This window comes from Dietzia sp. SLG310A2-38A2 (assembly GCF_014145095.1).
In the GTDB taxonomy this organism is placed as follows: domain Bacteria; phylum Actinomycetota; class Actinomycetes; order Mycobacteriales; family Mycobacteriaceae; genus Dietzia.
Genome location: NZ_JAALDX010000216.1, coordinates 6066 through 22437 on the forward strand (window position 1 = coordinate 6066; position 16372 = coordinate 22437).

General features: G+C 69.9%; 15 protein-coding genes. 1 reads left to right on the forward strand and 14 read right to left on the reverse strand.

Annotated elements, in window-relative coordinates; translation table 11 throughout:
* From pyrF to G6027_RS08225, 14 genes are all read right to left on the reverse strand, one after another.
* The coding region (gene pyrF, locus G6027_RS18715; RefSeq protein ID WP_241726934.1) for an orotidine-5'-phosphate decarboxylase at window positions 1–488 on the reverse strand (488 nt) is incomplete at its 3' end.
* On the reverse strand, window positions 485–3847 hold the full coding sequence (carB, locus tag G6027_RS08165) for a carbamoyl-phosphate synthase large subunit (RefSeq protein ID WP_182636733.1): 3363 nt from the start codon (window positions 3845–3847) through the stop codon (window positions 485–487). The genes carB and pyrF, both read right to left, overlap by 4 nt.
* A complete protein-coding gene (gene carA, locus G6027_RS08170; RefSeq protein ID WP_182636734.1) occupies window positions 3847–5070 on the reverse strand; it encodes a glutamine-hydrolyzing carbamoyl-phosphate synthase small subunit in 1224 nt (407 codons plus the stop codon). Before carA ends, carB begins: the two co-directional genes overlap by 1 nt.
* The gene (locus G6027_RS08175; protein ID WP_182636735.1) at window positions 5067–5615 is read right to left on the reverse strand and encodes a hypothetical protein; all 549 of its coding nucleotides are present in this window, start codon (window positions 5613–5615) and stop codon (window positions 5067–5069) included. Before G6027_RS08175 ends, carA begins: the two co-directional genes overlap by 4 nt.
* Window positions 5612–6928, reverse strand: a complete 1317-nt coding sequence (locus G6027_RS08180) for a dihydroorotase (RefSeq protein ID WP_182636736.1) — start codon at window positions 6926–6928, stop codon at window positions 5612–5614. Before G6027_RS08180 ends, G6027_RS08175 begins: the two co-directional genes overlap by 4 nt.
* The gene (locus tag G6027_RS08185) at window positions 6925–7866 is read right to left on the reverse strand and encodes an aspartate carbamoyltransferase catalytic subunit (RefSeq protein WP_182636737.1); all 942 of its coding nucleotides are present in this window, start codon (window positions 7864–7866) and stop codon (window positions 6925–6927) included. Before G6027_RS08185 ends, G6027_RS08180 begins: the two co-directional genes overlap by 4 nt.
* The gene (gene pyrR, locus G6027_RS08190; RefSeq protein ID WP_182636738.1) at window positions 7863–8447 is read right to left on the reverse strand and encodes a bifunctional pyr operon transcriptional regulator/uracil phosphoribosyltransferase PyrR; all 585 of its coding nucleotides are present in this window, start codon (window positions 8445–8447) and stop codon (window positions 7863–7865) included. Before pyrR ends, G6027_RS08185 begins: the two co-directional genes overlap by 4 nt.
* A gap of 68 nt (window positions 8448–8515) precedes the next feature.
* Window positions 8516–9061 carry a transcription antitermination factor NusB gene (gene nusB / locus G6027_RS08195; RefSeq protein WP_182636739.1) on the reverse strand — a complete coding sequence of 182 codons (546 nt, stop codon included), beginning with the start codon at window positions 9059–9061 and terminating at the stop codon, window positions 8516–8518.
* A gap of 2 nt (window positions 9062–9063) precedes the next feature.
* Window positions 9064–9627: an elongation factor P gene (gene efp, locus G6027_RS08200; protein WP_182636740.1), complete on the reverse strand. Its 564-nt coding sequence runs from the start codon at window positions 9625–9627 to the stop codon at window positions 9064–9066.
* A 74-nt stretch (window positions 9628–9701) separates the two neighbouring features.
* Window positions 9702–10802, reverse strand: coding sequence for a M24 family metallopeptidase (locus G6027_RS08205; RefSeq protein ID WP_182636741.1), 1101 nt, complete (start codon window positions 10800–10802; stop codon window positions 9702–9704).
* Entirely contained in the window at window positions 10799–11926 is a 1128-nt protein-coding gene (gene aroB / locus G6027_RS08210; protein WP_182636742.1) for a 3-dehydroquinate synthase, read from the reverse strand. The genes G6027_RS08205 and aroB overlap by 4 nt, the downstream gene beginning before the upstream one ends.
* Window positions 11927–11983: 57 nt before the next feature.
* Window positions 11984–12535, reverse strand: a complete 552-nt coding sequence (locus G6027_RS08215) for a shikimate kinase (RefSeq protein ID WP_182636743.1) — start codon at window positions 12533–12535, stop codon at window positions 11984–11986.
* Complete coding sequence (gene aroC / locus G6027_RS08220) at window positions 12532–13746, reverse strand: chorismate synthase (RefSeq protein WP_182636744.1); 1215 nt, start codon at window positions 13744–13746, stop codon at window positions 12532–12534. Before aroC ends, G6027_RS08215 begins: the two co-directional genes overlap by 4 nt.
* Before the next feature lie 26 nt (window positions 13747–13772).
* Window positions 13773–14846 (reverse strand): AraC family transcriptional regulator, encoded by a 1074-nt coding sequence (locus tag G6027_RS08225; protein ID WP_182636745.1) that lies wholly within the window; start codon window positions 14844–14846, stop codon window positions 13773–13775.
* Between the two features lie 70 nt (window positions 14847–14916).
* Between G6027_RS08225 and G6027_RS08230 the strand changes: the two genes are divergently transcribed.
* The coding region (locus G6027_RS08230; protein WP_182636746.1) for an NAD(P)/FAD-dependent oxidoreductase at window positions 14917–16372 on the forward strand (1456 nt) is incomplete at its 3' end.

Consider the following 16372-nt stretch of genomic DNA (forward strand, 5'->3'; position numbering starts at 1 on the left):
GGGTTGGAGGTGCGGGCCAAGACGAACAGGCCGCGGTTGTTCGCCGCCGCCGCGTCGAAGGCCGCCTCCAGCGACCCCACCCCCAGGTACGGGGACACGGTCAGGGCGTCGCAGGCCAGGGGTGAGCCCGCTGACAACCACGCCCGGGCGTACCCGGCCATGGTGGATCCGATGTCCCCGCGCTTGGCGTCCGCGATCGACAGTGCTCCCGACTCGGCGATCGACCCCAGGACCTCTTCGAGGACCGCGAAACCCGCGGAACCGTGCTCCTCGAAGAACGCCACCTGGGGCTTGACCGCCGGCACGAGATCCCCGAACGCCTCCAGTGACCGACGGGAGAACTCGCGGACCCCCGCGGCGTCCACCCCCAGCCCCCAGGACTCGAGGAGCGCAGGGTGGGGATCTATCCCCACACAGAGGTTCCCGCGTGCGGAGACTACGGAGTGGAGCCGCGCACCGAACGGGTCCCGGGGGGTGCCCTCGGTCATCGGGCGGCGAACCCGCTGTGCAGCTCCTGTAGAGGGCTCACGGTGACGTCCCCGCGCCGGATGGCCTCGATGCCGTGGACCGCCGCCGTCGCGCCCTGCACGGTGGTGACACACGGGACCCGCCGGGTGATCGCGGCCGAACGGATCTCGTGTCCGTCGGCGCGGGTCCCTCCCGTGGAGGAGGCGATGTTCAGGATTAGGTCGACCTCGTCCGCGTTGATCCGGTCGACGATCGTCCGGACCGGATCGCCCTGCTCGTCGACCGGCCCGCCTCCGGCCTCGGTCAGCTTCGCCACGGTCTCGCACTCGATCCCGTAGCGCCGGAGCATGAGCGCGGTTCCCTCCGTGGCCAGGACCGTGAACCCGAGCGCGGCGAGGCGTTGTGCCGGGAACACCATGGAGCGCTTGTCGCGGTTGGCGACCGAGACGAACACGGTCCCGGACGTCGGCAGGACGCCCTCGGCCGCGAGCTGGCCCTTGGCAAAGGCGACGGCGAAGTTGGGCCCGATGCCCATGACCTCACCCGTCGACTTCATCTCCGGGCTGAGCAGTGAGTCCACGGGGTTGCCCTCGGGGGTGCGGAAACGGTTGAACGGGAGGACCGCCTCCTTGACGGCGACCGGCGCGTCCGCCGGGAGCGAACCGCCGTCGCGGTCGGACGGGAGAAGTCCCTCGGCCTTGAGCTCGGCGATCGTCTCACCCATCATGATGCGGGCGCACGCCTTGGCGAGGTGCACGCCGGTCGCCTTGGAGACGAACGGCACGGTACGACTGGCCCGGGGGTTCGCCTCGAGCACGTACAGGACGTCGTCCTTGATCGCGTACTGGACGTTCATCAGTCCCTTGACACCGATACCGAACGCCAGCGCCTCACTGGAGCGGCGGACGCGGTCGATGTCGTCCTGACCCAGGGTGATGGGTGGGAGCGCGCACGCGGAGTCACCGGAGTGGATGCCGGCCTCCTCGATGTGCTCCATGACGCCACCCAGGTAGACCTCGGTGCCGTCGCACAACACGTCGACGTCGATCTCGACCGCGTCGTCGAGGAAGCGGTCGACCAGGACCGGACGGTCCGGGCTGATCTCGGTGGCCCGCTCGATGTACGACCGCAGTGACGATTCGTCGTACACGATCTCCATCCCCCGCCCGCCCAGCACGTACGAGGGACGGACGAGCACGGGGTAGCCGATGCGGGCCGCGATCTCCGTGGCCTCCGTTGCGTTGATGGCCGTCCCGAACGCGGGCGCGGGCAGACCGGCCCTCACCAGGACCTCGCCGAACTCACGCCGGTCCTCCGCGAGGTCGATGGCCGACGGGCTCGTGCCCACGATGGGGACACCGGCCTCCTCCAACTGCGCGGCCAGGCCGAGCGGGGTCTGCCCGCCGAGCTGGACCAGGACGCCGGCGACCGTCCCCGACTCGGACTCGGCGTGATAGACCTCCATGACGTCCTCGAACGTGAGCGGCTCGAAGTACAGACGGTCCGCCGTGTCGTAGTCGGTCGAGACGGTCTCCGGGTTGCAGTTGACCATGACGGTCTCGTAGCCGGCCTCGGACAACGTGAGCGCGGCGTGGACGCACGAGTAGTCGAACTCGATGCCCTGACCGATCCGGTTGGGTCCGGAGCCCAGGATGATGACCTTCTCGCGCTCGGTCTGGGCGGCGACCTCGGACTCGGCCGCGGGGTCGAGCTCGTAGGTCGAGTAGTGGTACGGGGTCTTGGCCTCGAACTCCGCGGCGCAGGTGTCGACCGTCTTGTAGACGGGCCGCACGCCGAGCCGGTGACGTAGACGCTGGACGCCCTCGGCGCCCGCGAACTCCGGCCGCAGGGCCGCGATCTGGGCGTCGGACAAGCCGTTGTGCTTCGCGCGGCGCAACAGCGCCTCGTCGACCACCGGTGCGTCGATGATCTCGTGTCGGAGCTCGACCAGCGCGGCGACCTCCTCGAGGAACCACGGGTCGATCCCCGAGGCCTCGTGGACCTGCTCGACGGTCGCGCCGAGGCGGAGCGCCAGCTCGACGTCGTACATCCGGCCCTCGGTCGGGCGTACGAGGTCGGCGAGGACGGCGTCGACGTCGGTTGACCGACCGGGGGCGATCGTCTCGTCGGGCAGGGTCCAGAAGCCGGCCGCCTTGGTCTCCAGCGAGCGCATCACCTTGCCCAGCGCCTCGCGGTAGTTTCGGCCGAGGCTCATCGCCTCGCCCACCGACTTCATGGTGGTGGTGAGGGTGTCGTCGGCGCCCGGGAACTTCTCGAACGCGAAGCGCGGGGCCTTGACCACCACGTAGTCCAGGGTCGGTTCGAAGCACGCAGGGGTCTCGCCGGTGATGTCGTTGGTGATCTCGTCGAGCGAGTATCCGATGGCGAGCCGGGCGGCGATCTTGGCGATGGGGAACCCGGTGGCCTTGGACGCCAGGGCCGAGGACCTGGACACGCGCGGGTTCATCTCGATCACCACGAGGCGCCCGTCGACCGGGTTGATGGCGAACTGGATGTTGCAGCCGCCGGTGTCCACGCCGACCTCGCGGATGATCGCGATGCCGAGGTCGCGCATGTCCTGGTACTCGCGGTCCGTCAGCGTCATGGACGGAGCGACGGTCACCGAGTCACCGGTGTGGACGCCCAGTGCGTCGACGTTCTCGATCGAACACACCACCACGACGTTGTCCTTGTTGTCGCGCATGAGCTCCAGCTCATATTCCTTCCACCCGAGGATCGACTCCTCGATGAGGACGTTCGCGGTGGGCGAGGCGGACAGCCCGCCGCCGGCGATCCGCTCGAGATCCTCGGTGGTGTAGGCCAGGCCGGAGCCGAGCCCGCCCATGGTGAACGACGGACGGACCACGACGGGGAGACCCAGTTCGGCGACGGTCGCGTGGACCTCGTCCATGGTGTGACAGACGGCGCTGCGTGCCGAGTCGCCGCCGACGCTGGCCACGATGTCCTTGAAGGTCTGGCGGTCCTCGCCACGGTTGATCGCGGGGATGTCGGCGCCGATCAGCTCCACGCCGTGCTTGGTCAGGATCCCCTGCGCGTCGAGTTGGATGGCGGCGTTGAGCGCCGTCTGGCCGCCCAGCGTGGCGAGGACGGCGTCCACCGGGTGTCCGTCGGCCGCCTCCTTGACGAAGATCTTGTCGATGTACTCGGGCGTGATCGGCTCGATGTAGGTGCTGTCGGCGAACTCGGGGTCGGTCATGATCGTGGCCGGGTTGGAGTTGACCAGCGTCACGCGCAGTCCCTCGGCGCGGAGCACCCGGCACGCCTGCGTGCCGGAGTAGTCGAACTCACAGGCCTGGCCGATGACGATCGGTCCGGAACCGATCACGAGGACGTGGTTGATGTCTGTGCGGCGGGGCATCAGTTCGAGCCCTTTCTGGAGTCTGCGGAACCGTTGGCGGCGGCGTCACCGGGTGCTGAGTCGAGCAGGCTGACGAAGCGGTCGAAGAGGTCGGCGGCGTCACGGGGACCCGCCGCGGCCTCGGGGTGGTACTGGACGGAGAAGGCCGAGCCATCGGTGAGGGCGACCCCCTCGACGGTCCCGTCGTTCGCGCACACGTGCGTGACGGTGGCGGTACCCCAGGGTGTCTCCCAGGTCTCGGTCTCCGGGGCGCGGAGCGCGAACCCGTGGTTCTGGGACGTGATGGCGACCCGGCCGGTCGCCTTCTCGACCACCGGGATGTTGATCCCGCGGTGGCCGAACCTCATCTTGTAGGTCTCGAGCCCGAGCGCCCTGCCCAGGATCTGGTTACCGAAGCAGATCCCGAAAAACGGGATCCCCTGGCTCAGGACCTCCTTGGTCAGGTGTACGGCGGCGTCGGCGGTGGCCGGATCCCCGGGGCCGTTGGACAGGAACACCCCGTCCACGTCCAGGTCGAGCACGTCCTGCAGGGTCGAGTCCGAGGGGAGCACGTGGACCCGCACGCCGCGCGCGGTGAGCATGCGGGGGGTGTTGGTCTTGATGCCCAGATCGAGTGCGGCCACCGAATGGCGTACCCGGCCCTCGGGCTCGACGACATAGGCGGTGTCGGTCGAGACGGCCCCGGCCAGGGACGCCCCGGCCATGGGCTGCTGCCCGCGGACGGTCGCGAGCATGGTCTCGTCGTCCGCCACGGCCTCACCGGAGAAGATGCCGGCCTTCATCGCGCCGAGGTCCCGGATGTGGCGGACGACCGCCCGGGTGTCGACCCCGGCGATGCCCACGATGCCCTGGGCGAGCATCTCGTCCTCGAGCGTGCGCTCGGACCGGTGGTTGGACGCGCGACGTGACAGGTCCCGGATCACCAGACCCGACACCCAGATCCGGCCGCCGCCGTTGCGGCCGTCGAGTAGCGACTCGCCGTCCTCGTCGTTCCACCCGGTGTTACCGATCTGCGGTGCGGTGCTGACGACGATCTGCCGATAGTAGGACGGGTCGGTGAGGGTCTCCTGGTATCCGGACATACCCGTGGTGAAGACGGCCTCGCCGAGGGTGGTGCCGGTCGCTCCGAACGCCGTTCCGCGGTGGATGCGGCCGTCCTCGAGGACGAGCGCGGCGGGCGCGCGGCCCCCCGGTGCGACTGTGGTTCCGTTGTGCGGTGTCACTTGTTCTCCTCGGTGGTGGAGCGGGGGGTGTCCGGGCGGGTGCGCGGTGCGGCGTCGCCGCGCAGGGCCTCCCAGCGGGGGTACGTGTCCTTGTCGTCGGCCCGGAAACCGGAGTCGATGACGGTGGGGCCGTCGCGGCCGTCGACCTGCCAGCGGGCGACGAGGATCCCGCCGCCGGGCACGGTCTTGTTGGCGAGGGCCGAGGCGCGTCGCACGTCCACCAGGTCGGCACGGGGGATCCACACGGTGGCGTCGGCGAGGTCGAGCCGGAGACCGGAGGTGAACGCGGTGAGGGTCCCGGCCGAGCGGTGTGCGAGCGGAGCCCGGGCGATCCGCGCCTGCCAGTCCCCCGCGATGGTGCTGCCGATGTACACGCCGGTCAGCGGCCCCAGGACCACGTCACCGGTCTCGGCGGGAACCTCGGGCAGGGTGTCGAAGAGGCCCGCCTGAGAGCGGCTGCGGTTGCGCCAGCCCCGTGCCATCAACCCGAGCAGGGCGAGAAAGACGGCGACGACGGCCACCAGTGTCCAGACGTCCTGTGTCATGCGAGTACCTCTCCGTCGCGGCTGGTCATGCGGCCCCGGTATACGGTGCCCACGACCCGGGCGGCGAACGTCATCCCCTCGTAGGGGGTGTTGGCGGACAGACTTGCGAGTTCCTCCCCGACGACGGTCCACGGGGAGTCCGGATCGACGACGGCGAGGTTGGCGGGCTCCCCCACCCGGATCGGCCGTCCCTGATCCTGCAGACCGGCGATCTCGGCGGGCCGCGTGCTCATCACGCGGGCCAGATCGCGCCAGCTCATCTCCCCCGACTCGACCAGGAGGGCCGCCACGATGGGCAATGCCGTCTCCAACCCGAGCATGCCCGGGCGAGCGGCCGCGAACTCGCAGCACTTTTCCTGGGCGGCGTGGGGGGCGTGGTCGGTGGCGACGCAGTCGATCACCCCGGACACGAGCGCCTCCCGAAGGGCCAGGGTGTCGTGGGATTCGCGCAGTGGCGGGTTGACCCGGTAGACCCCGTCGTACGACTCGAGCCGCGTGTCGTCGAGCAGCAGATGGTGGGGGGTGACCTCCGCGGTGATCGAGATCCCCTGCGCCTTCGCCCACTTCAGCAGCTCGACCGTCCCCGTGGTGGAGGCGTGACAGATGTGGACGCGCGCGCCGGCGTCGCGGGCCAGGATCGCGTCGCGCGCGACGATGGATTCCTCCGCCGAACGCGGCCAACCGGTGAGCCCGAGGCGGGCGGCCGTGGGCCCCTCGTGTGCCACCGCACCCTTGGTCAGGCGTGGCTCCTCGGCGTGCTGTGCGATCAACACACCGAGTCCCGCGGAGTATTCGAGGGCGCGACGCATCACCAGCGGGTCGTAGACGCACATGCCGTCGTCGGAGAAGATCTTCACCCGGGCCTCGCCGGAGGCCATCTGGCCCATCTCGGTGAGCTGTTCGCCCTTGAGACCGACGGTCACCGCTCCCACCGGGTGGATGTCGCACAGACCCACGGACCGGCCGATCCGCCACACGGAGTCGGTGACGGTCTGGTTGTCCTGCGGCGGCTGGGTGTTGGCCATGGCGAACACCGCGGTGTATCCGCCCCGCGCGGCCGCCGCGGACCCGGTGGCGACGGTCTCGGTGTCCTCCCGGCCGGGCTCGCGGAGGTGGGTGTGCAGGTCGACGAATCCGGGTAGCAGGACGGCGCCGCCCATGTCGTGGATCTCGGCGTCACCGGGCAGATCGTCACCGGCGTCGGGTCCGACCGCGGCGATGAGACCGTCCCTGACGAGCACGTCGACGGGGTCGCCCTCCCCGTAGGGCCGGACCCGGCGCAGCAGCAGGGTCGGGGGTTCGAGGGCAGTCACTCGGGGTTTCCTTCCGTTCCGACAAGGGTGTGGAGCAGGACCGACATGCGCACGTGGACGCCGTTGGTGACCTGCTGGAGAATCGCCGACGACGGGGCGTCGGCCGTGTCGAACCCGATTTCCATCCCCCGGACCATCGGTCCGGGATGGAGGACGACCGCACTCTCGCGCAGCCGGGATGCACGGGCGGGCCCCAGGCCGTACCGCACCGCGTACTCGCGAGCGGACGGGAAGAACCCGCCGTTCATCCGCTCGGCCTGGACACGCAGCATCATCACCGCATCCGCGCCGGGCAGCTCGGCGTCGAGGTCTGTCGAGGCCCGGACCGGCCAGTCCCCGACACCCACCGGCAGCAGGGTGGGGGGCGCGACCAGCACGACCTCGGCACCGAGGGTCGACAGCAGCAGCGCGTTCGATCGGGCCACCCGCGAGTGCAGGATGTCGCCGACGATCACCACACGGCGGCCCTCGATCCCCCCGAGTCGCTCCCGGATGGTCATCGCGTCGAGCAACGCCTGGGTGGGATGCTCGTGCATGCCGTCACCGGCGTTGATGACCGAGGGGCCGGCCCCGCCGGGGGCGACCCATCCGGCGACCTGGAGGGCGGACCCCGAGGCCGGATGACGCACGATGAGCGCGTCCGCGCCGACGGCGGTCAGCGTCAGGGCGGTGTCCCGCAGAGACTCCCCCTTCTGCACCGAGGAGGCGCTCGCGGAGACGTTGATGACGTCGGCACTCATCCACTTGCCGGCGGTCTCGAAGGAGACCCTCGTCCGCGTGGAGTTCTCGTAGAACACCGTCAGGACGGTCTTGCCCCGGAGGGTGGGCAGCTTACGGACCTCACGACCGAGGAGCGTCTCCTTGAGACGGCCCGCCTCGTCCAGAATCGACAGCGCCGCGTCGCGGTCGAGATCGGCGGCGGAGAGGAGATGCTTCACCGGGCGTCCCCCGCCGTCGGCCTTCTGAGGACGACGGCGTCGACGTCGTCCGTCTCCGTGAGCCGCACCGAGACGCCCTCCTCGCGCGAGGTGGGGACGTTCTTCCCGACGTAGTCCGCCCGGATCGGCAGTTCGCGGTGCCCGCGGTCGACCAGGACGGCGAGTTGGACGCGTGCGGGCCTGCCGAGATCACGCAGCGCGTCGAAGGCCGCCCGGATGGTGCGGCCGGAGAAGAGGACGTCGTCGACCAGGATGACGGTCGCCCCGTCGATACCCTCCGCCGGGACCGTGGTCGGGCTCATCGGGCGGTGTGGTCCTCCGGCGAGGTCGTCCCGGTACAGGGTCACGTCCAGGGAACCGGCGTGTACCGCGGCTCCGCTGAACTCCCGGATGCGTTCGGCCAGTCGGTACGCGAGCGGGACGCCGCGGGTCGGGATGCCGAGCAGGACGACCGGACCCGAATCCGGTGCGTCGGCCGCCGTGCGTTCGATGATCTGGTGTGCCAGGCGGGATACCGTCCTGGCGACGTCGTCAGACGTGAAGAGTGAAACCGAGGTCGTCTCCGAACCGTCAGCGCTCACCGATCACCACCTCCTTGTCCGCCTCTCTGGACGGCTCGTTAAAGGGATAGTTTTCGGATCGAACTCTATCAGTCCTCGTGTGCTGCCTCCGACGGGTCGGGGGTGGGCTCCGACACGTCTGCGGCCGGTTCCGGGTCCAGTGAGGACACCGCGCGTTCGGCGGCCCGGATGTGCTCTGCCAGACCTGCGACACGGTCCAGGACGGCGTTGACGTACGCCACCGACTTCTCGTTGGACAGTTCGGAGATCAACAGCACCGACTGGTCGATCACGATGGCCGCGTCCACGTCCTCGGTGCCGAACAGGAGCTCCCACGCCCCGGCGCGCAACACCGCGCGGTCCACCGCGGGGAGACGCTCGAGCGTCCATTCCCGGAGGTGCTCGGTGATCATGGAGTCGAGACGGTCCAACCGCTCCGCCACCCCCGTCACGATGTCCATCGTGTACGGCGCCACGTCGTGGAACTCCTGCGACTCCTCGCCCATGTGTCGGCGTTCCTCGGCGAGTGCCACCACGTCGGCGTCTCGGAGTTCCGCCTCGAACAACAGGGCCACGGCACGCTTTCGTGCCCGGAACCGGGATCCCCGGCGCCGGTAGTCGACGTCGTCCGACATGGTCAGTCGTTCACCCGGCTGAGGTAACGGCCGTCACGGGTGTCGATCTTCAGCTTGTCGCCCGTGTTGATGAACAACGGGACGCTGACCTCGGCACCGGTCTCGAGGGTGGCCGGCTTGGTGCCTCCCGTCGAGCGGTCTCCCTGCAGGCCCGGGTCGGTGTGCTGGACCAGCAGGTCCACGGACACGGGCATCTCGGCGAAGAGCGCCACACCCTCGTGCATCGAGACCTGGACGCTGGTGTTCTCCATGAGGAAGCGCGCACCGTCCCCCATCACGGTGGGCGAGACGTTGATCTGCTCGAAGTCCTTCTCGTCCATGAGGACGTAGTCCTCACCGTCGCGGTAGAGGAAGGTCATGTCGCGGCGGTCCACCGTGGCGGTCTCGACCTTGACCCCGGCATTGTAGGTCTTGTCGACGGTCTTGCCCGTGACGACGTTCTTGATCTTGGTCCGGACGAAGGCAGGGCCCTTACCGGGCTTGACGTGCTGGAACTCCTGGATCTGCCACAGGTTCCCCTCTTCCTTGAGGACGAGGCCGTTCTTGAAGTCGGCGGTGGACGCCATGGTCGGTTCTCCTTCGCGAGTCATCGGCGGGCGGCCGTGCACCGGCGCCGCGCGCATGTTCCTGGGTCGGTTGCTCAGAGCACGCTGAGCGCCGTCGACGTGGTGGTCAGGGACCTACCGCCCCCGCCGGTGACGGCCACGGTGTCCTCGATTCGGATCCCTCCGAGACCCGGGAGGTAGACCCCGGGCTCGATGGTGATCACATCGCCGTCGGACAGTGTACTCGCGGATCTGCTGGACACCGCGGGCGCTTCATGGACGTCCAACCCGACCCCGTGCCCCAGCGAGTGGCCGAAGTACCCGCCGAACCCGGCGTCGGAGATGATGTCGCGACTCACCGCGTCGAGTTCCGAACAGGACAACCCCTCGCGAACCGCGGACACACCGGCGAGCTGGGCGCGCCTGACGACCTCGTAGGCGTCGAGGAGTCGATCGGCCGCGCCGCCCAGGGCGACGGTACGGGTGCAGTCGGAGGCATAACCGGACACCGTCGCACCGAAGTCCACCACGACGAGATCGCCGACGGCGAGCAGCCTGTCCCCCGGGACATGGTGCGGATGCGCGCCGTTGGGCCCGGAGGCGACGATGGTCTCGAAGGCCACGCCGTCGGAGCCCGCTCGACGCATCGCGTGTTCGAGGTCCGCGGCGACCTCCCGCTCGCTACGGCCCTCGGCGAGCAGGCCGTGGGCCAGCAGATGGTTCCAGGACTCGTCCACGACCCGGCAGGCACGCTCGATGAGCCCGATCTCGACGGGGTCCTTCGCCCGCCTGACCTGCTCCACCAGCCCGCGGGTCTCGACGACCGGTGTCTCGGCCGCCCCGATCTCCGTGAGAACCCTGCGCAGGGCGGTCGCCGCGGACAGGGTCAGGTCGTCGGCCTCCACCGCGAGGGGAGCGTCCGCAGGACCCCGGCGACGTCCGAGCACGCCCGTGACGTACTCGCGTGAGATCACGTGCCCGACATTCGGGGCCTGCTCGACCACCTGGAGCTCGTACCGCGAATCCGTGCACAGGACCGCCTCGCCGTCGTCCTGGACGAGGACGGCCCCGCCGGACCCGCGGAACCCGGTGAGGTAGGCGATGTTCCGCGCATCGGTGACCAGGAGCGCACCGGCCCCCGCGTCGGCGGTCGCGGAGGCGACCGCACGTCGACGGGCCGCCAGACGGTCGTTCACAGCAGGACCCCGCCGCCGCTGGGCTTGTTCCCCTCCGAGATCGCGGCATAGGCCGCGGTCATCAGGGACGGGTCGGGGGCCTCCATGCGTGCTGGTCGGGCCAGCCCGTCGAGGACCACCAACCGGAGGAAGCCGGAGTGGTTCTTCTTGTCCCCCGCCATCAGCTCGAGCAGCCGCGGGAACGCGTCGTCGTGGTATCCGGTGGGCAGGCCGAGTGAGGCCAGTATCGATGCGTGCCGGTCGGCCGTCGCGTCGTCCAGACGACCGGCCAGACGGGCCAACTCCGCCACGAAGCACATGCCCACGCTCACGGCCGCCCCGTGCCGCCAGCGGTACTGTTCACGACGCTCGACCGCATGTCCGAGGGTGTGTCCGTAGTTGAGGTTCTCCCGGGGACCGGACTCCCTCAGATCCCGGCCCACCACGTCGGCCTTGACCTGGACGCTCCGGCGGATGAGCTCGACGATCGTCTCCCCGGTCGGGTCGAGCGCGGCCTGCGGGTCGGCCTCGATGAGATCCAGGATCTCCGGGTCCGCGATGAAGCCGCACTTGACCACCTCGGCCATGCCGGAGATCAGCTCGTTGCGCGGCACGGACTCGAGGGTCGCGGTGTCGACGAAGACGGCGGCCGGCTCGTGGAAACTGCCCACGAGATTCTTGCCCGCGTCGGTGTTGATGCCGGTCTTGCCCCCCACCGCGGCGTCAACCATGGCGAGCAGCGTGGTGGGGATGTGGATCACCCGGACCCCGCGCATCCAGGTGGCGGCCACGAAGCCGGCGAGGTCTGTCGCCGCCCCGCCTCCCAGGCTCACCACGGTGTCCTTACGGCCCAGCCCGATCTTGCCGAGTACGTCCCAGCAGTAGCCCACCACGGCCAGGTCCTTGCCGGCCTCGGCGTCGGGGATCTCCACGCGGTGTGCGTTGACACCGGCCTCGGCAAGCTGTTCTCGCAGGGCCTCGGCGGTCTGGGTCAACGGTGGCTGGTGGAAGATCGCCAGGTTGCGCGACGACGAACACGCCTCCAGGATCTCCGGCAGTAGTCCGCGGCCGATCACCACGGGGTACGGATCGGCGGACCGCACGTCCACCACCACGGGGTCGGTATTGTTCCGGTCTCGGTTCATGATGGACTCCCGCTCATCGCTCGACTACTCACGCTCGTACCCCGTCTCTCGCCGAACTCACGATCGGTCCCAGGCACCCCGCACGTGCGGGTCACCGGACTCGAGTCTGTCGACGATCTCCGTCACCACCTTGCCCGAACTCCGGCGTTCCGTGCTCACGGTCGACCACGCCACCTCCCGGTAGAACGGTGACCGCTCGGTCAGCAACGCCTGGTATCGCGCCGTCACGTCGCCGCCCGCGAGGAGTGGGCGTCCGGGACCACGGGACCTGCGTACACCCTCGGCCACCCCGATGGTCAGATGGATCACCCGGTGGCCGCGGAGCCGTCCGCGTGTGGTCGCCGAGAGCACGGCGCCGCCTCCCAGCGACAGGACACCGTCGAAGGATTCGAGCGCCTCCCCCACGACCTTCTCCTCGATCGCGCGGAACGCGGGTTCACCGTCGTCCGCGAAGATCTCGGGAATCGACCGTCCCTCGGACTCCTCGATCATCTGATCGGCGTCACGGAACGGTACGTCGAGCCGCCGGGCGAGCTTGCGTCCGATGGTCGTCTTGCCGGCACCCGGCGGACCCACCAGGACGGCGACCGGCCGTGCCGGATCGCTCATACCGGATCCGAGTCCCAGTCCAGTCTCGCCGCCACGGCGTCGAGGTAGCCCTGCACGTTGCGTCGGGTCTCCGACACCGAGTCCCCGCCGAACTTCTGCAGGACGGACCGTGCCAGGACCAGCGCGACCATGGATTCCGCGACCACTCCCGCAGCGGGGACCGCGCACACGTCGGAACGCTGGTGGATGGCGGTGGCACCGGATCCGTCGGACATGTCCACGGTGCTCAGCGCGCGGGGGACGGTGGAGATGGGCTTCATGGCGGCGCGGACCCGGAGGGCCTGACCGTTGGTCATCCCCCCTTCGAGGCCACCCGCACGGTTGCTCCGGCGTCCCACACCGTCCGCTCCGCGCACCATCTCGTCGTGGGCCACGCTGCCCCGTCGACGGGCGGTCTCGAAACCGTCGCCGACCTCGACTCCCTTGATCGCCTGGATCCCCATGAGGGCCCCCGCCAGTTGGGCGTCGAGGCGCTCCTCGCCGGACACGTGCGAACCGAGTCCGATGGGCAGACCGTGGACCACCACCTCGACCACGCCGCCGAGCGTGTCACCGGCCTTCTTGGCCGCCTCGATCTCGGCGATCATCAAGTCCCCGCTCGCGGCGTCGAACGCGCGCACGGGGCTCTCGTCGATGGCCGGCAGGTCGGCGAACGAGGGCTCGGGCCCGACGTAGGGCTCCGAGGCGCCGATGGAGATGACGTGGGACAGCACTTCCACTCCCAGGACCTCGCGTAGCAGCGCCCGGGCGACCGTCCCCGCCGCGACCCTGGCGGCGGTCTCGCGGGCGCTCGCGCGTTCCAGGACCATGCGGGCATCGTCGAAGTCGTACTTCAGCATCCCGGCGAAGTCGGCGTGGCCCGGGCGCGGTCGGGTGAGCGTGGCCGCGCGGGCCTTGTCCTCGATCGCGTCGGGGTCGATGGGATCCGCCGACATGATCTGTTCCCACTTGGGCCACTCGGTGTTCCCGACCTCGATCGCGATGGGCGAACCCATGGTGCGACCGTGCCGGACGCCAGCGAGCACCCTCACCGCGTCGGCCTCGAACTTCATCCGGGCGCCGCGGCCGTAGCCCAGGCGGCGGCGGGCGAGCTGCGAGGCGATCTGCTCGCTCGTCACCTCGACCCCCGCGATGACGCCCTCGACGATCGTCACTAGGGCCTGGCCATGCGATTCTCCGGCGGTGGTCCACTTCAGCACGTTGCCGATCATCCCACGTCCGGGTCTCACCCGGCACATCAGGCCCGCGTCGCCGCCGAGGTCCGTGTCCGCGAGGCGATGGAGGCCTGGTGCGGTGTGGTGCCGGTGAGGCGCCGGAACGCGTGGATGAAGCTCGACGCCTCGGCGTATCCCAGGCGGATCGCGACGTCCTCGACCGAGAGCAGACCGGTGGCGAGCATCCTCTCCCCCAACTCGACCCGGACGTCGTCCAGCAGGCGCTGGTACGAGGTGCCCTCGTCCGCCAGGCGCCTCCGCAGGGTGCGTGGACTCACCCCCAGTTCGGCGGCCACGGAGGACATGGGTGCCCCCTGGGAGAGACGTCCGGTGATCCCGACCCGGACTCGGCTGCTCACCGGCCCGCGGGTCCGGCGGGTCGCGGCGAGGTCCCTGCAGAGCGACTCCGCCACGGCCACCGCCGCGGTACTGCCCTGCGGGAGGGGACGGTCGAGGTGGACGGCGTCGAAGACCGCCGTGACCCCGTCGCCGCGGTCGGACGAGGACACCACCGTGCCCAGTCGCTCGCGGTAGACGGCGAGTGTCTCGGCAGATCGCCCACCGGCGAACGTGACCCCGGTGAAGGGGAGACCACCGGGGACCAGGTCCCCGAGGACGGAGTGGATCGCGAAGAGATCCCGGTCCACCAGGAACTCGCGGACGTCCTCCGGAAGGGTCGCGTCCCCCAGTCGGACCTCGATGCGGTCCCCGGTCGACTCCACCCGGATCGTGCTGAAGATGTAGCTCAGGTCGATGAAGCGCAGGGTCATGGCGATCACGTCGCGGAGCGTGGGGCTGGACAGCAGGGCGTATCCGAGGATCCCGAAGGTCGTCAGCCGGTAGGCGGCCCCGACCTCGGCGGCGAGGGCGGGACGATCGCCCGCGGCGGCGCGGAGGTTGCGGATCGCGGTCAGCTCCTGTGCGGGCGCCACCAGTAGATCAGGGTTCGCGAGTTCGGCCGGGCTGAGACCGACCCCGCGCAGGATCGTGCCCGCCTCCACGCCGAGTGTGTCGCCGGCCTCGACGAGCACACCGACCCCGGTGGCCGAACGCGGGAAGTCCCAGTGCGGAACCGCGGGGTCGTCCCAGGAGGTCATGGCCGGAATTATGGATTATCCGTCCGAGAAAGTCTGTGGCCACGCCGGGCCGACGCAATACGGTCACACCATGACTTCTTCTCCCTCCCCCGCGAGCAGCACCCGACGTCGCCCGCGCGTCCTCATCATCGGTGCGGGATTCGGCGGCCTGGGCGCCGCCTACGAACTCACCCGTGACGGCCTCGCGGACGTGACGATTCTGGAGAAGGCCGACGACGTGGGTGGGGTGTGGAGGGACAACACCTACCCGGGAGCGGCCTGTGACGTCCCGTCGAACCTGTACTCGTACTCGTTCCACCGCAAGACGGACTGGGGCCGCCGCTACGCCGAGCAGCCGGACATCCTGTCCTACATCCGCGAGACCGCGGACCGGTACGGCCTACGGGACAAGGTCCGCACAGGGATCGAGGTGACCTCGGCCACCTTCGACGAGGACACCGCCACGTGGACGGTGCTCTCCAGCGCCGGCGAGTCCTTCGAGGCCGACGTCCTGGTCCCCGCGATCGGGCAGCTGTCCCGTCCGGCCTACCCGGACATCCCGGGGCTGGAGACGTTCGCCGGCCCGTCGTTCCACTCCGCCCGGTGGCGGCACGACGTGGATCTCACCGGCAAGCGGGTGGCGGTTCTGGGTACCGGGGCCTCGGCGATCCAGTTCGTCCCCCGCATCCGTGAGGCCGCGTCCCACGTGACGGTCTACCAACGCTCGGCACCGTGGGTGGTGCCGAAGCCCGACCGTGCCTACACCGACGCGCACCGCACCGCGTTCGCCCGTGTCCCCGGCCTCGTCCCCGCGATGCGTGGGGCCATCTGGGAGGCCACGGAGGCCATCGGCCTGGCCCTGACCTCCGCGCGGCCACTGGCCCGGATCCTCAGCGGGCTGGCCAGGGCCAACCTCAGGCTGACCGTCCGGGATCCGGCGCTGCGGGCCGCACTCACCCCGACGGAACCGATCGGGTGCAAACGGATGCTGTTCAGCAACGAGTGGTATCCCGCGCTCGCCCGACCGGACGTCGACGTGGTGACCGACGGCGTCGCCGAGGTGGTCCCCGACGGGATCGTCACGGCTGACGGACGGCTGCACCCCGCCGACGTCATCGTCTACGGCACCGGCTTCAAGGCCACCGAGTTCCTCGCGCCCATCACCGTGCGGGGGCGCGGGGGCCGGGATCTGCACGAGCAGTGGCGCGAGGGCGCACGGGCGTACCTCGGGATGGCCGTGCCGGGTTTCCCCAACATGTTCCTGATCTACGGCCCCAACACCAACCTCGGGAGCAGCTCGATCATCCTCATGATGGAACAGCAGGCCCGGTACATCCGCCAGATCGTCGAGGAACTGGCACACGCGGAGCGGCCCGCGGCCCTCGAGGTACGCCGCGAGGTCGACGACACCTACGACGCCGAGATCCTGCGTCGCCTCGACGACTCGGTCTGGAGCGGGTGCGACTCCTGGTACAAGGCGGACTCGGGGAGGGTCACCACCAACTGGCCCGGATTGGTCCACGAGTACCAGCGACGGACCCGCTCCG

What these genes read in the sequence shown, in the direction of transcription:
- efp (WP_182636740.1), bottom strand. Translation starts at nt 9,627, where the DNA reads ATGGCGTCCACCGCCGACTTCAAGAACGGCCTCGTCCTCAAGGAAGAG.
- G6027_RS08175 (WP_182636735.1), bottom strand. Translation starts at nt 5,615, where the DNA reads ATGACACAGGACGTCTGGACACTGGTGGCCGTCGTCGCCGTCTTTCTC.
- carB (WP_182636733.1), bottom strand. Translation starts at nt 3,847, where the DNA reads ATGCCCCGCCGCACAGACATCAACCACGTCCTCGTGATCGGTTCCGGA.
- G6027_RS08215 (WP_182636743.1), bottom strand. Translation starts at nt 12,535, where the DNA reads ATGAGCGATCCGGCACGGCCGGTCGCCGTCCTGGTGGGTCCGCCGGGT.
- nusB (WP_182636739.1), bottom strand. Translation starts at nt 9,061, where the DNA reads ATGTCGGACGACGTCGACTACCGGCGCCGGGGATCCCGGTTCCGGGCA.
- aroC (WP_182636744.1), bottom strand. Translation starts at nt 13,746, where the DNA reads ATGATCGGCAACGTGCTGAAGTGGACCACCGCCGGAGAATCGCATGGC.
- aroB (WP_182636742.1), bottom strand. Translation starts at nt 11,926, where the DNA reads ATGAACCGAGACCGGAACAATACCGACCCCGTGGTGGTGGACGTGCGG.
- G6027_RS08225 (WP_182636745.1), bottom strand. Translation starts at nt 14,846, where the DNA reads ATGACCTCCTGGGACGACCCCGCGGTTCCGCACTGGGACTTCCCGCGT.